We start from the raw sequence: 22,980 nt of genomic DNA, 5'->3' as shown, positions 1-22,980 counted from the left end.
GCCGTGACAACTGCTCGGAGGGGGGCGCGAGTTGCGGAGCCGGTGGGTAAAGGATCGGTAACGGATCGTTTAATCGGCTTCCGGGCAGACCGCTCGGAACGCGCTCCGACCTGCGGTTGTACGCCCGCCGGGAGCCCCGTGTCCGCCGTACGGGTCACCCCCGTACGGGGGACGGGTCGTACGCCCGTCCAGTCGGGGCTCAGCCGTGCAGGAAGATCCGTACCTGGCCCGGAGCCGCGGCACCGGGGTCCCCGGCGCCGTTCCCGGCACCCGCCGCGCCCCGCTCCCGCCACCGGTCGCCGTCCTTGCCCGCGACCCAGGACTTGCCGCCGTACGAGACCCGGGTGATCCCCAGCTCGCGGGAGCCGGCCACCGCCCACTGCGCGAGCACCTGGCCGGTGCGCGCCGCCCGATCGCCGCCGCCGGGCTTCGCCACCAGGGTCACCTCGGACTCGGCGGCCGCACCGGCGCTCGCCCCGGACGCCGGATCGCCTGCGGTCGCGGGCAATGTGTAGAGGGGGTTCTTGCCGAGCAGCCGGGTCAGCTCCGCCCGGACCTTCGCCGGATCGCCGGACCGGGCGGGCGCGGGCCCGGTACAGGTCAGGTGGCCGCCGCCGGTGAAGGCCGCGGTCAGCACGGTGGCGTCCGGCTCGTGCTTCGCGTAGGCCTGCGGGAAACCGCTCAGCTGCACCTTCTGCGCCGCCACCGTCAGCGGCAGCCGCGAGTACCCCTTGATCTCGGCCAGCCGGTCGTAGAAGATCCCGGCCGAGTACACGGGGTCCATGATCTGCTCCGGCGTGCCCCAGCCCTGTGAGGGCCGCTGCTGGAACAGGCCCAGCGAATCGCGGTCGCCGTGGTCGAGGTTGCGCAGGGCCGACTCCTGCATGGCGGTCGCCAGCGCGATGGTCACGGCCCGGTCGGGCATCCCCTTGGAGACCCCGACCGCGGCTATCGTCGTCGCGTTCGCCGCCTGGTCGGGGGACATCTCGTCGAACTGGCCGGATCCCTTCGTGCCGCTCTTCCCGTCGGCCGAGGCCGTGCAGTAGGGCACACCGGCGTTGTCGTTCGACGCGCGCTGCACGACGAAGTACCCGGCGACCGCGACCAGCACCAGGAAACCGGCGGCCCATCGGAGCGGGCGTCGTCGGCGGCGAGGGCGGGAGTGATCGGTCTGCGGCACGCCGCCCACCGTACTTGAGCCATATGACGCGTCCATCGGCCGGACGGACAAGGCTTCGCCGCAGCCCGGGGGGTTAGGGTCAGCTTCATGTCCGAATCCGAGCTGGACCTCACCCTGGACGCCGCCGAGCTGACCGCCCGGCTCGTCGACATTCCGTCCGTGAGCGGCGACGAGAAGGTACTCGCCGACCTCGTGGAACACGCCCTGCGCGGCCTGCCGCACCTGACCGTGGACCGCTTCGGCAACAACGTGGTCGCGCGCACGCACCTGGGCCGCGCCGAACGCGTCGTACTCGCCGGGCACCTCGACACCGTGCCGATCGCCGACAACGTGCCCTCCCGCCTCGACGAGAACGACGTCCTGTGGGGATGCGGCACCACCGACATGAAGTCGGGCGTCGCCGTACAGCTGCGCATCGCGGCCACGGTCCCCGAACCCAACCGGGACCTCACCTTCGTCTTCTACGACCAGGAAGAGGTCGCGGCCGACCTCAACGGCCTCGGCAAGGTCGCCGAAGCCCACCCCGACTGGCTGACCGGTGACTTCGCCGTCCTCCTCGAACCCTCCAACGCCGAGGTCGAGGGCGGCTGCCAGGGCACCCTGCGCGTCCTGCTCCGCACGGCCGGCGAGCGCGCCCACTCCGCGCGCAGCTGGATGGGCTCCAACGCCATCCACGCGGCGAGCCCGATCCTGGCCAAGCTGGCGGCGTACGAGCCCCGCAAGCCCGTGATCGACGGCCTGGAGTACCACGAGGGCCTCAACGCGGTCCGCATCGAGGGCGGCGTCGCCAACAACGTCATCCCGCACGCGTGCACGGTCACGGTCAACTTCCGCTTCGCCCCCGACCGGACCACGGACGAGGCGATCGCCCACGTCCGCGAGGTCTTCGCGGACTGCGACATCGACGAGTTCGTCATCGACGACCTCTCGCCCGGCGCCCTCCCCGGCCTCTCCCACCCGGCCGCCGCGGCCTTCATGGAGGCCGTCGGAGGACACGCCATGCCGAAGTTCGGCTGGACGGACGTCTCCCGCTTCAGCGCGCTGGGCGTACCGGCGGTCAACTACGGCCCGGGCGACGCCCTGCTGGCCCACAAGGCCGACGAGCGGGTGGAGACGAAGGCGATCCTCCACTGCGAGGAACGACTCCGCGCCTGGCTGACCGCCTGAATTCCGCTTCTCGTCACCTTTGTGCGCCTAACCTGATCCAACGATCAGCAGGAGGGAGCACATCATGGGCAACCCTGAAGGGTCCGCTCGTCGTCGGCCCGAGGAGCAGCAGCTCGGGCCGGTGCTGAGGAGGCGGGGCCAGGTGCAGGCCGGCAGTACGACGGACCAGCGGCTGCTGGATACGGCCGGGCCCTCCGAGTGGGTGCACACCGATCCGTGGCGGGTCCTGCGCATCCAGTCGGAGTTCATCGAGGGCTTCGGCACCCTGGCGGAACTGCCGCCGGCGATCAGCGTGTTCGGCTCCGCCCGGACGCCGGCGGGTTCGCCGGAGTACGAGGCGGGCGTGCGGATCGGCGGCGCGCTCGTGGAGGCCGGGTTCGCGGTGATCACGGGCGGCGGCCCGGGCGCGATGGAGGCGGCCAACAAGGGCGCGCGGGAGGCGAACGGCCTCTCGGTCGGCCTGGGCATCGAGCTCCCCTTCGAGCAGGGGCTCAACGAGCACGTCGACCTCGGTCTGAACTTCCGCTACTTCTTCGTCCGCAAGACGATGTTCGTGAAGTACAGCCAGGGCTTCGTGGTCCTGCCGGGCGGGCTCGGCACCCTCGACGAAATGTTCGAGGCCCTGACCCTGGTCCAGACGCAGAAGATCACCCGCTTCCCGATCGTGCTGTTCGGCACGGCGTACTGGAGCGGGCTCATCGACTGGCTGAAGAACACGGTCATCGCGCAGGGCAAGGCCTCGGAGAAGGACCTGTACCTCTTCCACGTCACCGACGACGTGGACGAGGCGATCGCGCTCGTGACGAAGGAAGTCGGCCTGTAGGAGCCGCCGACCGCTAAGCCGGCCCCCGGCGGGCGACCGCCGGGGGTGTGGGTTCAGGCGAGGCCCCGGCGGGCGACCGCTGGGGGTCGGTGGCCCTGGATCGAGCGGACCATGTCCAGGATCTGCTTGGTTTCCGCGACCTCGTGGACGCGGTAGACCTGGGCGCCCAGCCAGGCCGATACGGCCGTCGTGGCCAGGGTGCCCAGGAGGCGTTCCTTGACCGGCTTGTCGAGGGTCTCGCCGACGAAGTCCTTGTTGGACAGCGAGACCAGGACCGGCCAGCCCGTCTCCGTCATCTCGGAGAGGCGGCGGGTGGCCTCCAGGGAGTGGCGGGTGTTCTTCCCGAAGTCGTGGCCGGGGTCGATCATGATCGACTCACGGGGGACGCCCAGGGCCGCCGCACGCTCCGCCAGGCCGACCGTGACGCGCAGGATGTCGGCCATCACGTCCTCGTACTCGGTCCGGTGCGGCCGGGTCCGCGGCTCGACCCCGCCCGCGTGGGTGCAGACGATGCCCGCGCCGTGGCGCGCGGCGACCTCGGCGAGCTTCGGGTCCACCCCGCCCCACGCGTCGTTGAGGAGGTCCGCTCCGGCCTCGCAGACGGCCTCGCCGACCTCGTGCCGCCAGGTGTCGACGCTGATCACCACGTCGGGGTGGCGGCGGCGGACCTCGGCGACGAAGCCCACCGTGCGCCGGGCCTCCTCCGCCGCGTCCACGTGCTCGCCGGGACCGGCCTTGACCCCGCCGATGTCGATGATCGCGGCGCCCTCGGCCACCGCCTGCTCGACCCGGTCCAGGGCCGGCTCGTCGCGGAAGGTCGCTCCCTGGTCGTAGAAGGAGTCAGGAGTCCGGTTCACGATGGCCATGATCACCGGCTCGTGGTCGTCGAACTCGCGCCTGCCCAGTCGCAGCATCCTGCTCTTTCCTCCTTCGGCGACCCTTGCGCCTCGCCAGCGACCTTAACCTGGTGGCCGGAGTCTCTCAGGGGAGTTGATCGTGTTCGCGTTCTTGCTCATCGCGCTGGTCGTGGTCGTCGCCGGGGTCACCCTCGCGGTGGCCGGCGGAGGGTCCGAGGCCGTGCTGCCGGAGGCCGAGCCCGACCGGCTGTCCGACGTCCTGCCGGAGAACCGTCCCGTCGTACGGGCGGACATCGACGAGCTGCGTCTGCCCGTGGCCCCGCGCGGCTACCGGATGGCCGAGGTGGACGACGTACTGGAGCGGCTGGCGGCGGAGCTGGCGGAGCGTGACGCGCGGATCGCCGAGCTCACCGCCGCGGCCGCGCCCGGGTCTGCCTCCGCGTCCGCGTCCCTGTCCGCTTCCGCTTCCGCCGACGGGTCCGTGGACCTGACCAAGGCCGCCGAGCAGTGAGCGGAGTGCTCGCCGGGCCCGACGGGGGCCTGCGGTGCCCCTGGGGGCTGGCCACCGAGGACTACATCGCGTACCACGACACGGAGTGGGGCCGGGCGGTCCACGGGGACGACGCGCTGTACGAGCGGCTGTGCCTGGAGGCCTTCCAGTCGGGGCTGTCCTGGCTGACGATCCTGCGCCGCCGCGAGGGGTTCCGGGCGGCCTTCGCGGGCTTCGAGATCGCCAAGGTGGCGGAGTTCGGGGCGCCGGACGTGGAACGGCTCCTCGCCGACGAGGGGATCATCCGCAACCGGGCCAAGATCGAGGCGACCCTCGCCAACGCCAAGACCCTGGCCGGGTGGGGTGAGGGCGAACTGGACACCCTGATCTGGTCCCACGCCCCGGAGCCGGGGCGGGCCCCGAAGAGCACCACCGAGATCCCGGCGGTGACACCGGAGTCCACGGCCCTGGCCAAAGCCCTGAAGAAGGCGGGCATCCGCTTCGTGGGCCCCACGACGGCCTACGCCCTGATGCAGGCCTGCGGCCTGGTCAACGACCACCTGGCCCGCTGCGTGGCCCGCGACCTGGCCTGACCCGGCCCGATCCGACCCTGCCGGGCGGCCTGATCCGGCCTGCGGCGCGGGGGCGGGGCCCTGCGGGGCGAGGTCCCCTACCCGCCCTTCCACCGTTCCCCGGGCTCCGCCCGACCTGGTCCGCTGCGCGGCACATCCAGCCTCGCCGGCGTTTGAGGCGCGGGGTCCGGGGCGGAGCCCCAGGGGTCCGGGCGCAGCCCGGGCCCCCCTTCAGCCCGCAGTGGGGACTTCGCCCCGCGCAGGGCCAGGGTCGCTGCGCGGGGCTTTGCCTTGCGCAGCGGTGCCCGGGCCTGGTGGGCGGGGCCGGGTCAGCGGCCGAGGTACCGCGGAGCCTCCTTCGCGAGGAAGGCCGCGACGGCGATCCCGTGGTCCTCGGAGGCCCCCGCACGGCCCTGGAGCACGTCCTCGTGGTCCAGCGCGTCGGACAGCGACCGGGAGGCCCCGTACGCCAGGGACTCCTTCAGCGCCGCGTAGGCGACCGTCGGGCCCTGCGCGAGGCGGCGGGCCACGGCCAGCGCCTCGGCGGCCAGCTCCTCCGAGGGGACGACGCGGTTCGCGATGCCGAGTTCCAGGGCCTCCTGGGCCTTCACGGACCGCGGGAAGAGCAGCAGGTCGGAGGCGCGCGAGCCGCCGATCAGGCGGGGCAGGGTCCAGGAGACGCCCGAGTCGGCCGTCAGCGCGACCCCCGCGAAGGAGGTGTTGAAGGAGGCCGTGTCCGCGACCACGCGGAAGTCCGCCGCCAGGGCGAAACCGAAGCCCGCGCCCGCCGCGACGCCGTTCACGCCCGCGACCACCGGCTTCGGCATCTCCGTCAGGGCGCGGACGATCGGGTTGTAGTGCTCCGCGACGGTGTTCATGGTCAGCGAGGAGCCGTGCTCGCGGTCGGCCGCCAGGAACCCGACGTGCTCCTTGAGGTCCTGGCCCACGCAGAACGCCCGGTTGCCGGCGGCGGTGAGCAGGACCGCCCGTACCGCCGGGTCCGCGGCCGCCGCCCGGGCCGCGTCGCGCAGGGCGACCTTGGCCTCGGTGTTCATGGCGTTCATGGCCTCGGGACGGTTGATCGTGATGGTCGCGAGTCCGTCGGTCACTTCGTAGAGCACGCTGTCGGCCATGGCGGGGGTCCCCCTTCGTCGCGGGCTGGCTACCGGCCGGTACCGGCCGGTGCAAAGGTCAGCATGGCGGACCGGACCGGGGTCGGACATGTGATGTGCGTCAAATAAACGGAAGGGCATTCGCGTGGCGCGGCGGCGAAGTATCGCAGGCGTGTCCCCGAAATGAGTGGTTTTGGTCAAGCGCGTTGCACAAGCGTTCCCAGCCGATGTTGGTCATCGGGTCCTGACATGCGGGATAATGGCCTGGAAGCAATGTGTTCGATGCCGGGTACTAGGCGCCTGAATGGAGCCGTCGGCTGACGATGAACTGGTTTCAGGAAGGGGAACGAGCATGGCGGCCATGAAGCCGCGGACGGGCGACGGCCCGCTCGAGGTCACCAAGGAGGGGCGGGGCATCGTCATGCGCGTACCGCTCGAGGGCGGCGGTCGGCTCGTCGTCGAGCTGACTCCGGACGAGGCGGACGCCCTGGGTGACGCCCTGAAGAAGGTCGTCGGCTGATCCCCCAGGGGCGCTGACAGTACTTTCGCTGCATTCTCTGCACTGCCCCGGCCGCGTCATGCGGTCGGGGCAGTGCTGTGTCCGCACGCCCCGCCCGGCTCCCGCCGGCGGGAGGGATCAGCGCCGGACCGCGCAGAGCAGGCCGTCGCCCACCGGGAGCAGGGCGGCCTCCAGGGCCGGGCTCTCGCGGACGCTGCGCAGCAGTTCGCGGACGCGGAGCACCTCCACCGGCTGGGCCGCGGAGTCGACCGTACGGCCGTCGGAGAAGACTCCCTCGAAGCAGACCAGGCCGCCGGGGCGGAGCAGGCGCAACGATTCAGCGAGGTAGTCGAGGGACTCGGACGGGTCGCCGTCGCAGAAGACGAGGTCGTATCCGCCGTCGGCCAGCCGGGGCAGTACGTCCAGGGCGCGGCCCGGGATGAAGCGGGCGCGGTTGCCCGCGAAGCCGGCGGCGCGGAACGCCTGGCGGGCGAAGGCCTGCCGGTCGGCTTCGGGATCCACCGTGGTCAGGACCCCGTCGGCGCGCATTCCGTGCAGGAGGTGGATGCCGGACACGCCGGTGCCGGTGCCGATCTCGGCGACCGCTTTCGCGTCCGCGGTGGCGGCGAGCAGGCGCAGCGCGGCCCCGGTGCCGGGGGAGACGGAACGCAGTCCCGCTTCCCTGGACCGGTCGCGGGCCCATCGCAGAGCGTCGTCTTCGGCGACAAACGCGTCGGCGAACGCCCAGCTCGTCTGCCGGTTGCCGGTAATGACCCTCTCCTGTCCCCATAGTTGGCGCAACGGTGACTGTATCCGCTGGAGTCGGGAACCCGCAGATGGGACCGGGCGTTGAGAGCAGTAGAGACGTAAGAGGGGCCTGGGGCCCCGAGCCCGTGCAAAGTTACTGCAAAAAAGCTTATCCAGAGCTGACGGGAGGGGTGGCTATGGTAGGGATTCCGCTGGACACCACCAGAGCCGACAGGGGAGGTGCGGCTGCGCCTGTGGATCGTGGGGGTGTCCTCCGACGCCTCTTCTGGTCGGCCGGTGAGCCGAAATCCGTGACCAACATTGCTGACCGTTTCCGCACCGTAGACACCGCAACCACCGCGACGTTCGCCGCCGATGCGGGCTCCCAGGCGTGGACCCCTCCCTCGTGGGAGGAGATCGTCAGCACGCACAGTGCGCGGGTCTACCGTCTCGCCTACAGGCTGACGGGCAACCAGCACGACGCCGAGGACCTGACGCAGGAAGTATTCGTCCGCGTCTTCCGCTCGCTGTCCACGTACACGCCCGGCACCTTCGAGGGCTGGCTGCACCGGATCACCACGAACCTCTTCCTGGACATGGTCCGCCGCAAGCAGCGGATCCGCTTCGACGCCCTCGCCGACGACGCCGCCGAGCGGCTGCCGAGCCGTGAGCCGTCCCCGCAGCAGGTCCTGCACGACACGCACTTCGACGCGGACGTGCAGCAGGCGCTGGACACCCTCGCGCCCGAGTTCCGCGCGGCCGTGGTGCTCTGCGACATCGAAGGCCTGTCGTACGAGGAGATCGCCGCCACGCTCGGCGTGAAGCTCGGCACCGTGCGCAGCCGTATCCACCGGGGCCGTTCGCACCTGCGCAAGGCGCTCAAGCACCGGTCCCCCGAAGCCCGTGCCGAGCAGCGCGCGCTGGCCGGTGTGGCCGTGGGCGCTCCCGGCACCGGGGGAGAGGGCGGAGCCGAGTGAGCGGGATCAGTCCGTCCCCGTCGCCGGCCGAGCAGGCTTTCTCCGCAGAACAGACTGCCTCCGCCGAGCATCACCTGGGCGACCGGCTCGCCGCCCTCGTGGACGGGGAGTTGAGCCACGACGCGCGCGAGCGGGTACTGGCGCACCTGGCGACGTGTCCCAAGTGCAAGGCCGAGGCCGATGCGCAGCGGCGCCTGAAGACCATGTTCGTGGAGAGCGCGGCGCCCGCGCTGTCGGCCGGGCTGCTGGCGCGGTTGCAAGGGCTGCCGGGAGGCGGCTCCGAGGGCCCCTCAGGGCCTTCCGGGCCCTTCGGCCCGTCGGCGGGATCCGACCCCTTCGCGTCTTTCGGCTACGCGCCGCCCGCGGCTGCCGCCGCGCCTCAGCAGCAGGGCTTCCGGATACACGAGGTGGGCCGCCAGCGGCGCCGCTTCGCGTTCGTGGCGGCCGGAGCGGTGTCGCTCGCCGCGATCGCGCTGGGCGGCTCGCTGCCGATGGAAGCGGGCGAGCCCAATGTCCGGGGCGAGGCCCCGGCCGCCCGCACGGGACCGGTGGTTCCGGTGGTCGACGCGGTGGTCCGGGAGAACCGGCTGCCGAAGCCGGGCACCCTCCCGACCTTCCGCCCGGTCAGCCCCCTCGCGGCCCCGTCGCAGTCCCGCCCGACCACGTCGGCCTCCGCACACCCGGTATCCCTGTACCGGTAGCCGGCGGTCCGGATCCGGTCCCGGGCAGTTCCCCCTCCAGCCCGGGTGGGCCCTTCCGTGCGGCCGGCCGTCTCTTTCGGATCTTGCCGGGCCCGTTCGCCCGTTCGGTGCGCCCGGTTCCGGCCGCACTCGGGTGCCCCGTGCGTCCCGCCCGCCGGGGCGGGCGGGACGGTAGACCTGGTTGAATCTCCGCCAGATGTGCCGCCCCGGGCGGCCGGCGGAGACCGACAGGCAGGCAGGCGGGGAGCACCCATGTCCGACAGTCAGCAGACCGATCCGGCGGCGGATCCGGTTCCCGCCCTCCTGCCCCGGTGGTGGAGCCGCCCCGCGGATCCCGTCGGTGCGCACGAGGCATCCGTACCGCCCCCGCGGGCCGAGTCTCCCGCGGACGGGGATCCGGCGCCCCCGCCGGCCCCCGCCCCGGTGCCCCAGTGGTGGAGCCGCCCCGCGCAGCCGGTTGCCGCGCACGAGGGGTCCGTACCGCCACCGAGGACCGTGCCGGACGCGGACGCGGACGCAGACGCAGAGGCGGCCCCGGTCACGGATGCCGAGCCGCGGTACGACCCGTGGGGTGCGCGGCCGCTCCAGGCGGTGGACCACGGCCGGGCGGGTTCCCGCGGGGTCCGGCTGAGCCAGGGCATCGTCCTCGGCGTCGGCATCGCCCTCCTGGCCGGAGGCATCGGCGGCTACGCCGGGGTCCTCGCCGAGCGGCAGGCCGCCACCCGCCTCGAACTCCCGCAGACGCCCCGCACCGACCGCGGCCGCGCCCCCGACAGCGTCGCGGGGATCGCCGCCGCCGCACTGCCCGGCGTGGTCACCCTGCACGTCAGCGGTGCGGACAGCAGCTCGACCGGCACCGGTTTCGTCCTCGACGGGCAGGGCCACATCCTCACCAACCACCACGTGGTCAACGGGGCCCGGACCATAACGGTCACCTTCAGCACCGGCGAGAGCGTCCCCGCCGAGCTGGTCGGCGGCGACACCGGTTACGACCTGGCCGTCGTCAAGGTCGACGGGGTACGGGGCCTGCGGCCGCTCGCGCTCGGCAACTCCGAGAACGTCGAGGTCGGTGACCCGGTCGTGGCCATCGGGGCCCCCTTCGACCTGTCCAACACCGTCACCGCGGGCATCATCAGCGCCACCGGCCGCCCCATCACCGCCGGCGGCGACAAGGGCGACGGAAGCGACGTCAGCTACGTCGACGCCCTCCAGACCGACGCCCCCATCAACCCCGGCAACTCCGGCGGACCGCTCCTCGACGCCAAGGCCCAGGTCATCGGCATCAACAGCGCCATCCGCGGAGGCGACGGCAAGGACAGCTCCGGACAGCAGCGCGGCAGCATCGGTCTCGGCTTCGCCATCCCGGTGAACCAGGGCAAGCGCGTGGCCGAGGAGCTGATCCGCACCGGCCGCGCCACCCACCCCGTCATCGGCGTCACCCTGGACATGGACTACTCCGGCGACGGGGCCCGGGTGGGGGAGAAGGGCGAGAACGGGACGTCGGCCGTCACCGTGGGCGGGCCCGGAGCCCGCGCGGGGATCAGGCCGGGCGACGTGATCACCAAGGTCGACGGCGTACGGGTGCACGGCGGCGACGAGCTCGTGATCAAGATCCGCGCTCACCGCCCGGGCGACCGGCTCGCCCTCACGGTGCTGCGCGAGGGCAGGGAGCGCACGCTGGAAGTGGTCCTCGGGTCGGCGAACGGATCATGACGGGCGGGTGAAAGCCGAACCGGTCCGGTAATCCGCCGGTCCTGGTGTATGGGCCTGCGGACCTGGCCGGGTACCGTGTGACAGGCCTGATGTGAAGAGAGCCGAGAGCGGGGCAGGATGTTCAACGACATAGGCGCACTCGAGCTGGCCACGATCGTGGTGCTTGCCATCCTCGTCTTCGGCCCGGACAAGCTGCCCAAGGTCATCCAGGACGTCACGGGCGTCATCAGGAAGATCCGCGCGTTCTCCGACAGCGCGAAGCAGGACATCCGCTCCGAACTCGGTTCGGAATTCAAGGACTTCGAGTTCGAGGACCTCAACCCGAAGACCTTCATCCGCAAGCAGCTCACCGAGAACGAGGACCTCAAGGAGATCCGGAGCAGCTTCGATCTCCGCAAGGAACTGAACGACGTCACCGACGCGGTCAACGGCAAGGAGTCCGAAGCTGCCGGGGCTGCCGGCGGCGCACTCCCCGCCGCCGCGCCGGGCGCCGGACCCGACATGGTCAAGAAGCCCGTGACCCCGGCGCAGGAGCAGCGCACGCGCTTCGACGCCGACGCGACCTGACGCCACCGGGACCACGCGCGCGCCCGCCTGCCCGGCGAACCGCGGTCGGATGGCTATCCTCCTTTGAGTCCGGATCCAGGACGCCCGAGGGGGGTGGGCCGTTCCGGAGCCCACGGAACGAGAGGCCGTATCGATGGAGACGACGCGCAGTAGCCGGGTAGGCACGCAGCCCGCCGAGGCGCAGACGCCCGCACCCCAGGATCCTCCGCAGTCCCCGGACGCGGCCGCCCCGCCCGTCCCTGCCGCCCGCCGGGCGGCCGAGGGGTACCTGCGGGCCGACTTCCCCTGGTACGGGCTGGACGGGGCCTTCACCGGCCCCCGCTGGCTGATGCAGGTCGCCGCCGGCGCCGACGGCAGCGTGGAGCACGGCTCGACCGGTCACGGGGACGAGCCCTCCGCCCGAGGCGAGATCGCCACCGGGGAGAAGGAGCGCTTCGCCGTGGTCGTCACCGTGGCCAGCAACCCGCTGCGGCGCACCGCCGACGGCACCGGAGTCCTGGAGGCCACCTCGGTCTCCTCGGCGGCCTGGCTGGCCGGCTCGGGGCTGCTGGCCTACAGCTGGCCGGGCCAGATGGACCACAGCCTGCGCGACGACTGGCTCGACCAGCAGACCGAGGCCGCGTGGGAACTCGCGGACGACCTCGCGGGGCCGGACTGGTCGACGCTGTCGCTGCCGGTGGACGGGGAGCCGACGCCGTTCCACTACCGCGAGTCGGAATTCGGGTGGGTCCTCGCAGGATCGACCGGCAGCGGGGTGCACCTGGGTGCGTACGGGCGCGGGATGAGCGCGTACGGGCTCGGCTTCTCGGTGATCGGGGACCTGGCGGCGTACGAATAGGACGCGGCAAAAAGGGGGGCCGGCGAGGGATCTCCCTCGCCGGCCCCCCTTTTTCCCGTCTCAGAACTTGTTGCGCGGCGTGATCCCCAGGGACATGCCCGCCAGGCCGCGGGCGCGGCCGCCGAGCTTGCCCGCGATGGCGCGCAGGGCCGCGCCGGCGGGGGAGTCGGGGTCGGACAGGACGACCGGGGTGCCGTCGTCGCCGCCCTCGCGCAGGCGGACGTCGATCGGGATCGAGCCGAGCACCGGCACCGCCGCGCCGACCGTCTTGGTCAGGCCGTCGGCGACCTTCTGGCCACCGCCCGAGCCGAACACGTCGACCATCTCGTCGCAGTGCGGGCAGGGCAGCCCGGACATGTTCTCGACGACGCCGACGATCTTCTGGTGGGTCTGCACGGCGATCGAGCCGGCCCGCTCCGCGACCTCGGCCGCCGCCTGCTGCGGGGTGGTCACGACGAGGATCTCGGCGTTCGGCACGAGCTGCGCCACGGAGATCGCGATGTCACCGGTGCCCGGCGGCAGGTCGAGCAGCAGGACGTCCAGGTCGCCCCAGAACACGTCGGCCAGGAACTGCTGGAGGGCCCGGTGCAGCATCGGACCGCGCCACACCACGGGCGCGTTGCCCGGGGTGAACATGCCGATGGAGATGACCTTCACGCCGTGCGACGACGGCGGCATGATCATGTTCTCGACCTGGGTGGGGCGGCCCTCCACGCCGAGCATGCGCGGCACGCTGTGGCCGTAGATGTCGGCGTCGACGACGCCGACCTTGAGGCCGTCGGCCGCCATCGCCGCCGCCAGGTTCACGGTGACCGAGGACTTGCCGACGCCACCCTTGCCGGAGGCGACCGCGTAGACGCGGGTCAGCGAGCCGGGCTGGGCGAAGGGGACCTCGCGCTCGGCGGTGCCGCCGCGCAGGGTCGCCGCGAGGTCCTTGCGCTGTTCGTCGCTCATCACGTCCAGCGTGACGGCGACCGAGGTGACGCCGGGGACCCCCTGCACGGCCTCGGTGACCAGGTTGGTGATGGTCTCGCGCATGGGGCAGCCCGACACGGTCAGGAACACGGTGACGGCGACCTCGCCGCCGTCGCCGATCTCCACCGATTTGACCATGCCCAGCTCGGTGATCGGCCGGTGGATCTCGGGGTCGTTCACCGTCGCCAGCGCGTCCAGGATCGCGTCCTGTCCGGGCAAGGCAGCGGCGGAGGCGGAGCTTGTGTCGGTAGCCATGCCCCGATGGTACGGCGCGGTGGCGGGCCTCAGGAAAGCCCGCTAGCGGTCGCCTTCGTCACTCTCGGCGGGGAATAGCCGCCGCTCGTCCATCTCCTTGATCAGATCCTGGAACTCGGAGCGGATCCAGTCGCGCGTGGCGACCTCGCCCAGACCCATCCGCAGCGCCGCGATCTCCCGGGTCAGGTACTCGGTGTCGGCCAGCGAGCGCTCGTTCTGCTTGCGGTCCTGCTCCAGGTTGACCCGGTCCCGGTCGTCCTGGCGGTTCTGCGCCAGCAGGATCAGCGGGGCCGCGTAGGAGGCCTGGAGCGACAGCATCAGGGTCAGGAAGATGAAGGGGTACTCGTCCCACCGCAGGTCGGCCGGCGCAAAGATGTTCCACAGCACCCAGATGATGATGACGACGGTCATCCATACGATGAACCGGCCCGTGCCGAGGAACCGCGCGACCCGCTCCGACAGCCGCCCGAACGCCTCCGGGTCGTACTCGGGCAGCAGCCGGCGCCGGGCCGGGCGCGGCAGGTCGAGGCGCGTGCGCGAGCGCGACAGCGCGCTCGCCCCCGTCGACTGGCCGGCCTTCGCCCGCTCGCCGCGCTCGAAAGAGGAACGTTCCACCCGCTCCGCGGCCGCCTCCGCCAGCCCGTGCTCGCGGGCCTGCGCCCGCGCCTGCTCGCGCCGTTCGCGGATCTGCTCCTTGCGCCGCTCGCGCGGCTCCTCGCCGCGCCCCCGCTCAGTCCCCACGGAGGGCCCCTTCCGCACGCTCGGAATCCTCGGGACCCCCGGGGCCCTCCGAATGGAAGTCCGTCTCCCGCCAGTCGTCCGGCAGCAGGTGGTCCAGAACGTCGTCGACGGTGACCGCGCCCAGCAGCGAGCCGCTCTCGTCGACGACCGGGACGGCGACCATGTTGTACGCGGCCAGGTAGCTGGTCACCACCGGCAGCGAGGCGTCCGGCCGCAGCGGCGCCAGCCCGGTGTCCACGATCGAGCTGACCAGGGTGAACGGCGGATCGCGCAGCAGCCGCTGGAAGTGCACCGTGCCCAGGTACTTGCCCGTCGGCGTCTCGTCCGGCGGCCGGCACACGTACACCTGCGCCGCCAGCGCCGGCGACAGGTCCGACTGCCGTACGCGGGCCAGCGCGTCGGCGACCGTCGCGTCGGGCCGCAGCACGATCGGCTCCGTGGTCATCAGACCGCCCGCGGTGTTCTCCTCGTAGGACAGCAGGCGCCGCACGTCGGCGGCGTCGTCCGGCCGCATCAGCGTCAGCAGCCGCTCCTTGTCGTCCTCCGGCAGCTCCGAGAGCAGGTCGGCCGCGTCGTCCGGGTCCATCGCCTCCAGGACGTCGGCCGCGCGCTCCTCCTTCAGCTTCCCGAGGATCTCCACCTGCTCGTCCTCGGGCAGCTCCTCCATGACGTCGGCGAGCCGGTCGTCGTCCAGCGCGCTCGCCACCTCGGCGCGCCGCTTCGGCGTCAGGTGGTGCAGGACGTTCGCCACGTCCGCGGGGCGCATCTGCTCGAAGGTGGCGACCAGGTTCTCGGCGCCCTGCCCGTGCTCCTCCAGCGAGAAGCCCGTCACCGCCGACCACTCCACGGTCAGGGTCTCGCCGCGCCGCCGCAGGGCGCCCGACTTGCCCTTCCGTACGAAGATCCGGTCGATCTCCCAGTCGCGGCGGGCCGGCAGCTGCTGGATGGCCACGTCCAGGACGGTGACCTCCTCGTCGTCCGCGACCAGGCGCACCCGCCGGTCCAGCAGTTCGCCGAGGATCAGCCGCTCGGTGGGGCGCTGCTCGAAGCGCCGCATGTTGACCACGCCGGTGGTGATCACCTGGCCGGACTCGACGCCCGTCACCCGGGTCATGGGAAGGAAGATCCGCCGCCGGCTGACGACCTCGACCACCAGGCCGAGCAGCCGGGGCGGCCGGCCGCCCACGCGGAGCATCGCGACGAGGTCGCGTACCCGGCCCACCTGGTCGCCGTTGGGGTCGAAGACGGGCACACCCGACAGATGCGAGACGAAGATCCGTGGGGCGCCTGCCGCCATCCGAGCGCCTCCTACGAGCTGCGTCATCCGTCGATCACCGGTACTGCCGCCCTCAGGTTAGCCCGTACCGCACGCAACCTCCTGGTGGGGCCGTCCGCCCGGGCATCCCCCCGGCGCCTGTGCGGCGCCCCCGGCCTCCGTACGCGCGTCCCCACGAGCAGCGCCCGGGTGCCGCGCGGCGGCCCGAGTACGGGCGGGTACGCTGCCAGCTGCTCGCCGACGCAACGAGAGGGGCACCTGCCCGTGACCGCCTATTTCCCCGCCCCGCGGCTGCGCCGGGCCGCCTTCGTCAGTGCCCTCTGCGCGGGCCTGGCCGTCGTCGGCACGGGGTGCGGGGCGGACCCCGACGAGGGGACGAACGGGGTCGGCAAGCTGTCCGCCGACCAGATCGAGGACAAGGCGAAGACGGCCGTCACCGGGGCGCAGTCGGTCCACCTCTCCGGCACGCTCGTCAGCGGCGGCAAGTCCTTCACCCTGGACATGCGGCTCGGGGCGGACGGCGGCTCCGGCGAGGTGAAGTCCCAGGACGACACCACCTTCCAGCTGCTGCGGGTCGGGGAGCAGCTCTACCTCAAGGCGGGCGCCGCGTTCTGGGGCCAGTCGGAAGCGGCCGGCAAGCTCGGCGACAAGTTCGTCAAGGTGCCCGTGGGCGACCCCTCGTACAAGCAGTTCCGCGGGTTCACCGACATGCAGGTCATGCTCGACGGGCTGCTCGGGCTCGAAGGGAAGCTCACCAAGGGCGAGGACTACACCAAGGTCGGGCCCACCCGGGCCGTCCAGGTCTCGGCGGACAAGGGCAAGGGCGGCAAACTCTCGGTCTCCCTGGAGGGCACCCCCTACCCGCTCCTCATGGAACGCGCGGGCGGCGCCGGCCGGGTGACCCTCGCGGAATGGGGCATGCCGGTCGAGCTGACCGCGCCCGAGCCGGACCAGACGGTGGACTACGGTTCCGAGCTGCCCACGACCAAGGAGCAGCCGGGCACCCCCAAGGGCTCCGGCCAGGGCGCCAACCCGCAGGGCTAGGGCGTAAGCAGCCGGCGGCCCGCTGTCCCTAGCGGGCGGCCTTCTTCTTCCGCTTCAGCAGCAGCTTCGGCAGCCCGGCCGGGACGGGCTGCCGGGTCGTCACGGGGGAGCCCAGCGGAGCCGCCGCCAGCGAACCCTCGGGGAGGGTCGCCCGGACCGACTCCGGCTCCAGGCGCAGCAGCCGGCACTCCCGCGCCCAGCGTTCGGTCATCTCGGCGGAGTCGGGCGCGTTGAGCCGCTTGCCCTTCAGCTCGGCCACCGCGGCCTCCCACTGCTCACTGCCGGGCACGAGCTCGCGTACGGTCGCCGTCCACGCGACGAGCCGGCCGCCCTTGTCCTTGCTGCGCACGGTCACCTCGGCCGCCGCCCCGTCCGCGAGCCCCGGGAACGGCTGCTCCCCGGGCCCGTCGCCGAGCACGTGCGCCGCGCCGTCCACCCAGGCGTGCCACAGCCCGCGGTCGGCCCCGGAGCCGCGGACCCAGATGAGGCCGGACTTCTTGGTGGCCTCCTCGACGAGGGCCAGATCGAGCGCGCTGAGAGTCATGCGCACAGGGTAGCCAGCGCCTCCCGCACGCTCACAGCCAGTGGGCTCACAGCCAGCCGTGGCGGCGCAGGGCCCGGTGGATGGTGAAACAGGTCCCCGCGATGGCGGCCATCACCATCGGATAGCCGTAGCGCCACTGGAGCTCCGGCATGTGCTCGAAGTTCATCCCGTACACCCCGCAGATCATCGTGGGCACGGCGATGATCGCCGCCCAGGAGGTGATCTTGCGCATGTCCTCGTTCTGCGCGACGGTCGCCTGCGCCAGGTTGGCCTGCAGGATGGAGTTCAGCAGCTCGTCGAAGCCGACGACCTGCTCGTGCACGCGGGCCAGGTGGTCGGCGACGTCGCGGAAGTACTTCTGGATGTCGGGCTCCACCAGCCGCATCGGGCGCTCGCTGAGCAGCTCCATGGGACGCAGCAGCGGAGTGACGGCCCGCTTGAACTCCAGCACCTCGCGCTTGAGCTGGTAGATGCGGCCCGCGTCACCGCCGCGCGCGGCGCCCTTGGCGGGGGCCGCGAAGACCTCGCTCTCCACCTCGTCGATGTCGTCCTGCACGGCCGCGGCGACGGCGATGTACCCGTCGACCACGTGGTCGGCGAGGGAGTGCAGGACGGCGGAGGGGCCCTTGGCGAGGAGCGCCGGGTCGTCCTGGAGGCGGTGGCGCAGGCCCTTGAGGGAGCCGTGGCCGCCGTGCCGGACGGTGATGACGAAGTCGGGGCCGGTGAAGCACATCACCTCGCCGGTCTCCACCACCTCGCTGGTGGCGGTGAGTTCGGCGTGCTCGACGTAGTGGATCGTCTTGAAGACGGTGAAGAGGGTGTCGTCGTAGCGCTCCAGCTTCGGCCGCTGGTGCGCGTGCACCGCGTCCTCCACGGCGAGCGGGTGCAGCCCGAACACGGCGGCGATCCCCGCGAACTCGGCCTCCGTCGGCTCGTGCAGACCGATCCACGCGAAACCGCCGTCCTCGCGGACCTCGCGCAGCGCCTCACGGGGCGTCAGACAGGAAGCGCCCTGCGCGCGCACGTCGCGCCGCCCGTCGCGGTAGACGGCGCAGTCGACCACCGCGCTGTTCGCGGACGGGTCGCGGGTGGTGTCGTAGCCGGGCTGTGCCGGGGTGGACCTGCGCAGCGCGGGACGGACGGCGGCACGGAGGTAGGGCAGCATCGACATGGCAGGCTCCTTCGCGCGCACGGCTGCGGACCGTACGGGTGGGAGGTCCTTCCGGATGGCACGCTCACCGCGGTCGGCAGGCCGGGCGGGCAGGCGGAAGGATCAGGCAGGACGGGAGGACACAGTTCTTCCGTCGCTCTTCGACCGATCCGACGTGTGGATCCAAAGACGCGCGGATCAAAGGGGGCGCGGCGCGCCCGTCGGCGAAGTGGAAGAGCGAGAGGTACCGCACGTACTGTGCGATCGACTTCGATGCACCGCAGCCCCACCTCCTCCGGCCGGTCCCCCGTAAGGGACGTCCTGTCGCCGGGGCACTGAAACTTCTCTTCTGAGAGCGTCCCCGACCAGCGGTCAACGATATCAGCCGACGGATGGTCAAGAGCCGCTCTTTACCCGGCTGATACGAGTTCTATGCTCGTTCCATGGCAGAAATTCTGGCCCTTGTGGAAGCCCGGCTGCGCGCCGCGCTCGGCGAACCCGACGCCCGCGCCGCCGTCACCTTCCTGGGCACCGACCGCTTCGAAGTCCTCCGCTTCACCGAGGGCGACCTCGTGCGGTACGCGACCCTCGGCATGTCCGCCCAGCCCATGACCGACCCCACGACGGTGGTCGCCGACCCGGTCCGCGGCCCGCGCGCGGAACTCGTCCTGACCGTACGGGGCGGGCTCGCGCCCACCGACAAGCTGCTGCGGCCGCTGGCCGTACTGGCGGCGTCGCCCCAGGTGGAAGGACTCATCGTGACGCCCGGCGCCTCACTGGACGTGGGCGAACCCCTGTGGGACGGGGCGCCGTTCACCTCCGTGCTCGTGGCGGAGCCCGGCGGACTGGTCGAGGACGTCGTCCTGGACGACCCGATGGACCCCGTCTCCTTCTTCCCGCTCCTGCCGATGACGGCGAACGAGGCGGCGTGGAAACGGGTCCACGGCGCCGCCGCCCTGCAGGAGCGCTGGCTCGCGCGCGGCACGGATCTGCGGGACCCTCTGCGTACGGCAGTCGCACTGGACTGAGCGTCCGGCCGCCGCCCGGCCGCCCGGACGGGTGAGCGCGTCTTGACGGGGCGCGCGGCGGGGAGGAGCGTGGCTTCTTATGAGGGGCGAACCGAGTTGCCCGAAGTGTGGTGGCCGGGTCAGGGCGCCCGGTCTTTTTGCCGACTCCTGGCAGTGTGCCGTGCACGGCACCGTCCATCCCCTGCAGCCCGTGATCCCGCCGAGCGTCGAAGGCCTGGGCGTGGTGGTGAACCGGGCGCAGGTGCCGGTCTGGATGCCCTGGCCGCTGCCCGTCGGCTGGCTGTTCACCGGGGTCGCCTCCGCCGGTGACGACCGCAGCGGCGGCCGGGCCACCGCCGTGGCCTGCTCGGGTCCCGGCCCGCTCGGCGGCATCGGCGAGCTGCTGCTGATCGCCGAGGAGCTGGGCGTCGGCCTGGGCGCGCGGTTCGCCGGTCTCGACGCCCCCGACCCGGGCCGCTACATGAACGTCTCCGCCCCGCCGCACGCCAAGGTGGTCGCCGCCGGGCGTCCGACGCCCCTCTGGCACGTCACCGGCGTCCCCGAGGACCGGGCCGTCTTCGCCGGCGAGGCGCGCGGGCTGTGGCTGTGGGCGATCGTCTGGCCGGAGCAGTCGGGCCTGCTGATGTACGACGAACTGGTCCTGACCGACCTGCGCGACGCGGGAGCCGAGGTGGAGCTGCTGCCCTGCGGCGCGCTGAGCCCCCGCATTTTGTCCTCCTGACGCGCCGCTCGCGCGGCTCGGCGCCGGACTCCGTCCGGCGGCCGCCCGCCGCGGGCCGTCCTGCGGTCCCCGGCGCGGCCGGGCCGGTGGGGGCCCGTACCGGGAAAAGCGGACGGTATCCTGGAGTGTCCCCCGTCCGCGTGTGAACCCTGGAGTTCGGCTGTGCGCATCGATCTGCACGCCCACTCCACGGCCTCGGACGGTACGGACACCCCCGCCGAGCTGGTGCGCAATGCCGCCGGTGCGGGGCTCGACGTGGTGGGGCTGACCGACCATGACACCGTCGCCGGATACCGCGAGGCCATCGCCGCGCTGCCCCAGGGGCTGACCCTGGTCACCGGCGCCGAGCTGAGCTGCCGTCTCGACGGCATCGGCATGCACATGCTGGCGTACCTCTTCGACCCCGAGGAACCCGAGCTCTTCCGCGAGCGGGAGCTCGTGCGCGACGACCGGACCCCGCGCGCGCAGGCCATGATCGGCAAGCTGCAGGACATCGGGGTGGACATCACCTGGGAGCAGGTGGCCCGGATCGCCGGTGAGGGCTCCGTGGGCCGCCCGCACATCGCCGCCGCGCTCGTCGAGCTGGGCGTCGTGCCCACCGTGTCGGACGCCTTCACCGCGGACTGGCTCGCCGACGGCGGCCGTGCGTACGCCGAGAAGCACGAGTTCGACCCCTTCGACGCGATCCGCCTGGTCAAGGCGGCCGGCGGGGTCACCGTCTTCGCCCACCCCGCCGCCGTCAAGCGCGGCACCTGCGTGCCCGAGAGCGCGATAGCCGCCCTCGCCTCGGCAGGCCTCGACGGCATCGAGGTCGACCACATGGACCACGACGAGGCCACCCGCGCGCGCCTGCGCGGCCTGGCCGGTGATCTCGGTCTGCTGACCACCGGGTCCAGCGACTACCACGGCAGCCGCAAGACCTGCCGCCTCGGGGAGTACACGACCGACCCCGAGATCTACGGCGAGATCACCCGCCGTGCCACCGGGGCGTTCCCGGTCCCCGGCGCCGGTGGACGCGTACGCGGCTGACCACTGCCGCGTCCCTCCCGCTCTGCCGCCCCTTTTTTCGTGACACCCCTCTCCTGCAAGGCATCACTGTGCTCGATTTCGCCGTCTTCGGATCCCTCTTTCTCACGCTTTTTGTGATTATGGACCCTCCGGGGATCACGCCCATCTTCCTCGCGCTGACCTCCGGCCGCCCCGCCAAGGTGCAGCGCCGCATGGCCTGGCAGGCCGTCTGCGTCGCCTTCGGCGTCATCGCCGTCTTCGGCCTCTGCGGCCAGCAGATCCTCGACTACCTGCACGTGTCCGTGCCGGCCCTGATGATCGCGGGCGGGCTGCTGCTGCTGCTCATCGCGCTCGACCTGCTCACCGGCAAGACCGACGAGCCGAAGCAGACCAAGGACGTGAACGTCGCGCTCGTCCCGCTCGGGATGCCGCTGCTCGCCGGGCCCGGCGCGATCGTCTCGGTGATCCTGGCCGTACAGAAGGCCGACGGGGTCACCGGTCAGTTCTCGGTGTGGGCCGCGATCGTCGCGATGCACGTCGTGCTGTGGGTGGTGATGCGCTACTCGCTCGTCATCATCCGCGTGATCAAGGACGGCGGCGTGGTCCTCGTGACGCGCCTGGCAGGCATGATGCTCTCCGCGATCGCCGTCCAGCAGATCATCAACGGCGTGCTCCAGGTGATCGAGACCGCGTAGTCGACGGATCCGCGCGCCACCCGCCGCGCATGCGAACGCCCCCGCACCGGGACCGGTGCGGGGGCGTTCGGCGAACAGGTGGACGCGGTCAGTTGGACACGGTCTCAGCCGGTCGGATCAGGATGCGCTGGCCTACGGCCGCGGCCTGCTGCACGATCCGGTTGACGGAGGCCGCGTCCACGACAGTGCTGTCCACGGCAGATCCGTCGACGTCGTCCAGGCGCAGAATCTCGAAGCGCATGGGGCTTCTCCCTTCGTCAGTGTTTCTCCTTGTACAGGGTTAACGAAGTGTAAGCCGCAAACATTCCCTACGCTAAGGAAATTTTTTCATTGCCTAACTACTAACCGGTGCCGGAGACGTCAGAGACCCCCAGAACGCCATCAGCGCCGCCGCCGTGGCCGCCGGGTCCTCGGCGTTCGGAGAGTGTTCCGTCCCCGGGACCACCACCCGTGCCGCGCCCAGCCGGCGCGCCATCGCGTCCATCTCCGACACCGGCCACACCGGGTCCGACTCCCCGGACAGCACCAGCTTCGCCAGCCCCGGCGCCGCGGCGACGAGCTCGTCGATCCGGTCCGGCTCCTCGATCAGCGCCCGGCCGGTGACCATCAGCTGCTCCGGGACGGTCCCCAGCCAGCGGGCGCGCAGGAAGTCCGCGAGGGCCGGGTCCTCGGGGGGCGCGTCGCGCGGATCCATGGCGCGCATGGCCGCCCAGATGCCCGGCATGTCGTCGCCCATCGCCTCCAGCGCCGAGACCAGCAGCTTCGTACGGCCCTGCTGGTCCGCGCAGACCGCGCCCGGGCCGCTGCTGAGCAGCGTGAGGCTGGCGTACGGAGCCGGATCGCGGACCACGGCCGCCCGGACGATCAGCCCGCCCAGCGAATGCCCGAGCAGGTGCACCGGACCGGCCGCGGCCAGGGCGGCGGTCTGTGCCAGGACGTCCTGCGCCAGCTCCGCCAGGGCGTACGGGGCCTGCGTGCGCGGGCCGCCGCTCTCGTGCTGGCCGCGGCCGTCGACGGCGAGCACGCGGTATCCGGCCTCGGCCAGCGGCCCGAGGAGGCCGATGAAGTCCTCCTTGCTGCCGGTGTAGCCGGGCACCAGCAGGGCGGAGGCGCGGGCCGGCCCGACGGGCACGGCCTCGTGCGCGGCGAACTCCCCGCGGGCCGTGGCCAGCCGGTACGCACGGGCAGCGGGCGGGAGCGTGAGGGTCGGCGGCTTGCTCATGGCCCGAGGTTACCGGCCCGTACGCTCGTACGGGAGCTCCGCCGGGGCCCCGGGTACGCCGATGGCCCCGGCCCCCCC

26 protein-coding genes are annotated in these 22,980 nt (G+C 72.3%); 15 read left to right on the top strand and 11 right to left on the bottom strand.

Annotated elements, in window-relative coordinates; all coding sequences use genetic code 11:
* Positions 1–199: 199 nt before the first annotated feature.
* Positions 200–1,180 (bottom strand): hypothetical protein, encoded by a 981-nt coding sequence (locus ACFWBW_RS10185; protein WP_385370229.1) that lies wholly within the window; start codon positions 1,178–1,180, stop codon positions 200–202.
* Between the two features lie 87 nt (positions 1,181–1,267).
* On the opposite strand from ACFWBW_RS10185, the gene dapE reads away from it, so the two are divergent.
* Together dapE and ACFWBW_RS10175 are read left to right on the top strand one after the other, a co-directional pair.
* Positions 1,268–2,347, top strand: coding sequence for a succinyl-diaminopimelate desuccinylase (gene dapE / locus ACFWBW_RS10180; protein ID WP_385370227.1), 1,080 nt, complete (start codon positions 1,268–1,270; stop codon positions 2,345–2,347).
* A 64-nt stretch (positions 2,348–2,411) separates the two neighbouring features.
* Entirely contained in the window at positions 2,412–3,170 is a 759-nt protein-coding gene (locus ACFWBW_RS10175; protein WP_385370226.1) for a TIGR00730 family Rossman fold protein, read from the top strand.
* Between the two features lie 53 nt (positions 3,171–3,223).
* Here the strand turns inward: ACFWBW_RS10175 and folP are convergent, their stop codons facing one another.
* Positions 3,224–4,084, bottom strand: coding sequence for a dihydropteroate synthase (folP, locus tag ACFWBW_RS10170; protein ID WP_243335938.1), 861 nt, complete (start codon positions 4,082–4,084; stop codon positions 3,224–3,226).
* Positions 4,085–4,160: 76 nt separating this feature from the next.
* Between folP and ACFWBW_RS10165 the strand changes: the two genes are divergently transcribed.
* The gene (locus tag ACFWBW_RS10165; protein WP_385370224.1) at positions 4,161–4,538 is read left to right on the top strand and encodes a DivIVA domain-containing protein; all 378 of its coding nucleotides are present in this window, start codon (positions 4,161–4,163) and stop codon (positions 4,536–4,538) included.
* The gene (locus tag ACFWBW_RS10160; protein ID WP_385370222.1) at positions 4,535–5,110 is read left to right on the top strand and encodes a DNA-3-methyladenine glycosylase I; all 576 of its coding nucleotides are present in this window, start codon (positions 4,535–4,537) and stop codon (positions 5,108–5,110) included. Before ACFWBW_RS10165 ends, ACFWBW_RS10160 begins: the two co-directional genes overlap by 4 nt.
* Before the next feature lie 308 nt (positions 5,111–5,418).
* Here the strand turns inward: ACFWBW_RS10160 and ACFWBW_RS10155 are convergent, their stop codons facing one another.
* Positions 5,419–6,222 carry an enoyl-CoA hydratase/isomerase family protein gene (locus ACFWBW_RS10155; RefSeq protein ID WP_385370220.1) on the bottom strand — a complete coding sequence of 268 codons (804 nt, stop codon included), beginning with the start codon at positions 6,220–6,222 and terminating at the stop codon, positions 5,419–5,421.
* A 331-nt stretch (positions 6,223–6,553) separates the two neighbouring features.
* Here ACFWBW_RS10155 and ACFWBW_RS10150 point away from each other — a divergent pair, with 331 nt between their 5' ends.
* Positions 6,554–6,721, top strand: coding sequence for a DUF3117 domain-containing protein (locus tag ACFWBW_RS10150; RefSeq protein ID WP_003966491.1), 168 nt, complete (start codon positions 6,554–6,556; stop codon positions 6,719–6,721).
* A gap of 117 nt (positions 6,722–6,838) precedes the next feature.
* On the opposite strand, the gene ACFWBW_RS10145 is transcribed toward ACFWBW_RS10150, so the two are convergent.
* Entirely contained in the window at positions 6,839–7,501 is a 663-nt protein-coding gene (locus ACFWBW_RS10145; protein ID WP_243335946.1) for an O-methyltransferase, read from the bottom strand.
* A gap of 143 nt (positions 7,502–7,644) precedes the next feature.
* Between ACFWBW_RS10145 and sigE the strand changes: the two genes are divergently transcribed.
* From sigE to ACFWBW_RS10120, 5 genes are all read left to right on the top strand, one after another.
* Positions 7,645–8,424 (top strand): RNA polymerase sigma factor SigE, encoded by a 780-nt coding sequence (gene sigE / locus ACFWBW_RS10140; RefSeq protein WP_250741750.1) that lies wholly within the window; start codon positions 7,645–7,647, stop codon positions 8,422–8,424.
* Positions 8,421–9,125, top strand: a complete 705-nt coding sequence (locus tag ACFWBW_RS10135) for an anti-sigma factor family protein (protein ID WP_385370219.1) — start codon at positions 8,421–8,423, stop codon at positions 9,123–9,125. The genes sigE and ACFWBW_RS10135 overlap by 4 nt, the downstream gene beginning before the upstream one ends.
* A gap of 252 nt (positions 9,126–9,377) precedes the next feature.
* Positions 9,378–10,838: a S1C family serine protease gene (locus ACFWBW_RS10130; RefSeq protein ID WP_385370217.1), complete on the top strand. Its 1,461-nt coding sequence runs from the start codon at positions 9,378–9,380 to the stop codon at positions 10,836–10,838.
* A 117-nt stretch (positions 10,839–10,955) separates the two neighbouring features.
* On the top strand, positions 10,956–11,405 hold the full coding sequence (locus ACFWBW_RS10125) for a sec-independent translocase (protein ID WP_385370215.1): 450 nt from the start codon (positions 10,956–10,958) through the stop codon (positions 11,403–11,405).
* Between the two features lie 133 nt (positions 11,406–11,538).
* Entirely contained in the window at positions 11,539–12,243 is a 705-nt protein-coding gene (locus ACFWBW_RS10120; RefSeq protein WP_385370213.1) for a hypothetical protein, read from the top strand.
* 60 nt (positions 12,244–12,303) lie between these two features.
* On the opposite strand, the gene ACFWBW_RS10115 is transcribed toward ACFWBW_RS10120, so the two are convergent.
* The 3 genes from ACFWBW_RS10115 to ACFWBW_RS10105 all read right to left on the bottom strand — a co-directional run bounded on the left by ACFWBW_RS10115 (position 12,304) and on the right by ACFWBW_RS10105 (position 15,511).
* A complete protein-coding gene (locus tag ACFWBW_RS10115) occupies positions 12,304–13,473 on the bottom strand; it encodes an Mrp/NBP35 family ATP-binding protein (RefSeq protein ID WP_385370211.1) in 1,170 nt (389 codons plus the stop codon).
* 42 nt (positions 13,474–13,515) lie between these two features.
* A complete protein-coding gene (locus tag ACFWBW_RS10110) occupies positions 13,516–14,088 on the bottom strand; it encodes a DUF1003 domain-containing protein (RefSeq protein WP_385370350.1) in 573 nt (190 codons plus the stop codon).
* A 115-nt stretch (positions 14,089–14,203) separates the two neighbouring features.
* Entirely contained in the window at positions 14,204–15,511 is a 1,308-nt protein-coding gene (locus ACFWBW_RS10105) for a magnesium transporter MgtE N-terminal domain-containing protein (RefSeq protein WP_385370209.1), read from the bottom strand.
* A gap of 243 nt (positions 15,512–15,754) precedes the next feature.
* Here ACFWBW_RS10105 and ACFWBW_RS10100 point away from each other — a divergent pair, with 243 nt between their 5' ends.
* Positions 15,755–16,534 (top strand): hypothetical protein, encoded by a 780-nt coding sequence (locus ACFWBW_RS10100; protein WP_385370207.1) that lies wholly within the window; start codon positions 15,755–15,757, stop codon positions 16,532–16,534.
* A 28-nt stretch (positions 16,535–16,562) separates the two neighbouring features.
* Here the strand turns inward: ACFWBW_RS10100 and ACFWBW_RS10095 are convergent, their stop codons facing one another.
* Together ACFWBW_RS10095 and ACFWBW_RS10090 are read right to left on the bottom strand one after the other, a co-directional pair.
* Positions 16,563–17,078: a hypothetical protein gene (locus ACFWBW_RS10095; protein ID WP_385370205.1), complete on the bottom strand. Its 516-nt coding sequence runs from the start codon at positions 17,076–17,078 to the stop codon at positions 16,563–16,565.
* 46 nt (positions 17,079–17,124) lie between these two features.
* The gene (locus ACFWBW_RS10090; RefSeq protein WP_385370203.1) at positions 17,125–18,249 is read right to left on the bottom strand and encodes a magnesium and cobalt transport protein CorA; all 1,125 of its coding nucleotides are present in this window, start codon (positions 18,247–18,249) and stop codon (positions 17,125–17,127) included.
* 422 nt (positions 18,250–18,671) lie between these two features.
* Between ACFWBW_RS10090 and ACFWBW_RS10085 the strand changes: the two genes are divergently transcribed.
* From ACFWBW_RS10085 to ACFWBW_RS10070, 4 genes are all read left to right on the top strand, one after another.
* Positions 18,672–19,256: a suppressor of fused domain protein gene (locus ACFWBW_RS10085; RefSeq protein WP_385370201.1), complete on the top strand. Its 585-nt coding sequence runs from the start codon at positions 18,672–18,674 to the stop codon at positions 19,254–19,256.
* A 79-nt stretch (positions 19,257–19,335) separates the two neighbouring features.
* The gene (locus ACFWBW_RS10080) at positions 19,336–19,977 is read left to right on the top strand and encodes a DUF6758 family protein (protein WP_266904792.1); all 642 of its coding nucleotides are present in this window, start codon (positions 19,336–19,338) and stop codon (positions 19,975–19,977) included.
* 162 nt (positions 19,978–20,139) lie between these two features.
* The gene (locus ACFWBW_RS10075; protein WP_385370199.1) at positions 20,140–21,006 is read left to right on the top strand and encodes a PHP domain-containing protein; all 867 of its coding nucleotides are present in this window, start codon (positions 20,140–20,142) and stop codon (positions 21,004–21,006) included.
* A gap of 68 nt (positions 21,007–21,074) precedes the next feature.
* Positions 21,075–21,680 (top strand): MarC family protein, encoded by a 606-nt coding sequence (locus tag ACFWBW_RS10070; RefSeq protein WP_385370197.1) that lies wholly within the window; start codon positions 21,075–21,077, stop codon positions 21,678–21,680.
* A gap of 88 nt (positions 21,681–21,768) precedes the next feature.
* Here the strand turns inward: ACFWBW_RS10070 and ACFWBW_RS10065 are convergent, their stop codons facing one another.
* Both ACFWBW_RS10065 and ACFWBW_RS10060 read right to left on the bottom strand, forming a co-directional pair.
* Positions 21,769–21,921, bottom strand: coding sequence for a hypothetical protein (locus ACFWBW_RS10065; protein ID WP_243335969.1), 153 nt, complete (start codon positions 21,919–21,921; stop codon positions 21,769–21,771).
* Between the two features lie 93 nt (positions 21,922–22,014).
* Positions 22,015–22,902: an alpha/beta fold hydrolase gene (locus ACFWBW_RS10060; RefSeq protein ID WP_385370195.1), complete on the bottom strand. Its 888-nt coding sequence runs from the start codon at positions 22,900–22,902 to the stop codon at positions 22,015–22,017.
* Between the last annotated feature and the right edge of the window lie 78 nt (positions 22,903–22,980).

The organism is Streptomyces sp. NPDC059957 (assembly GCF_042730015.1).
GTDB lineage: Bacteria > Actinomycetota > Actinomycetes > Streptomycetales > Streptomycetaceae > Streptomyces.
This window is presented reverse-complemented; position numbering and strand designations above follow the sequence as displayed.

Bases quoted from the DNA above. Each gene is read 5' to 3' on its own strand.
- ACFWBW_RS10080 (WP_266904792.1), top strand. From the start codon at position 19,336: ATGAGGGGCGAACCGAGTTGCCCGAAGTGTGGTGGCCGGGTCAGGGCG.
- dapE (WP_385370227.1), top strand. From the start codon at position 1,268: ATGTCCGAATCCGAGCTGGACCTCACCCTGGACGCCGCCGAGCTGACC.
- ACFWBW_RS10060 (WP_385370195.1), bottom strand. From the start codon at position 22,902: ATGAGCAAGCCGCCGACCCTCACGCTCCCGCCCGCTGCCCGTGCGTAC.
- folP (WP_243335938.1), bottom strand. From the start codon at position 4,084: ATGCTGCGACTGGGCAGGCGCGAGTTCGACGACCACGAGCCGGTGATC.
- ACFWBW_RS10105 (WP_385370209.1), bottom strand. From the start codon at position 15,511: ATGGCGGCAGGCGCCCCACGGATCTTCGTCTCGCATCTGTCGGGTGTG.
- ACFWBW_RS10090 (WP_385370203.1), bottom strand. From the start codon at position 18,249: ATGTCGATGCTGCCCTACCTCCGTGCCGCCGTCCGTCCCGCGCTGCGC.
- ACFWBW_RS10130 (WP_385370217.1), top strand. From the start codon at position 9,378: ATGTCCGACAGTCAGCAGACCGATCCGGCGGCGGATCCGGTTCCCGCC.
- ACFWBW_RS10065 (WP_243335969.1), bottom strand. From the start codon at position 21,921: ATGCGCTTCGAGATTCTGCGCCTGGACGACGTCGACGGATCTGCCGTG.
- ACFWBW_RS10115 (WP_385370211.1), bottom strand. From the start codon at position 13,473: ATGGCTACCGACACAAGCTCCGCCTCCGCCGCTGCCTTGCCCGGACAG.
- ACFWBW_RS10095 (WP_385370205.1), bottom strand. From the start codon at position 17,078: ATGACTCTCAGCGCGCTCGATCTGGCCCTCGTCGAGGAGGCCACCAAG.
- sigE (WP_250741750.1), top strand. From the start codon at position 7,645: ATGGTAGGGATTCCGCTGGACACCACCAGAGCCGACAGGGGAGGTGCG.
- ACFWBW_RS10150 (WP_003966491.1), top strand. From the start codon at position 6,554: ATGGCGGCCATGAAGCCGCGGACGGGCGACGGCCCGCTCGAGGTCACC.
- ACFWBW_RS10125 (WP_385370215.1), top strand. From the start codon at position 10,956: ATGTTCAACGACATAGGCGCACTCGAGCTGGCCACGATCGTGGTGCTT.
- ACFWBW_RS10085 (WP_385370201.1), top strand. From the start codon at position 18,672: ATGGCAGAAATTCTGGCCCTTGTGGAAGCCCGGCTGCGCGCCGCGCTC.
- ACFWBW_RS10175 (WP_385370226.1), top strand. From the start codon at position 2,412: ATGGGCAACCCTGAAGGGTCCGCTCGTCGTCGGCCCGAGGAGCAGCAG.
- ACFWBW_RS10120 (WP_385370213.1), top strand. From the start codon at position 11,539: ATGGAGACGACGCGCAGTAGCCGGGTAGGCACGCAGCCCGCCGAGGCG.
- ACFWBW_RS10155 (WP_385370220.1), bottom strand. From the start codon at position 6,222: ATGGCCGACAGCGTGCTCTACGAAGTGACCGACGGACTCGCGACCATC.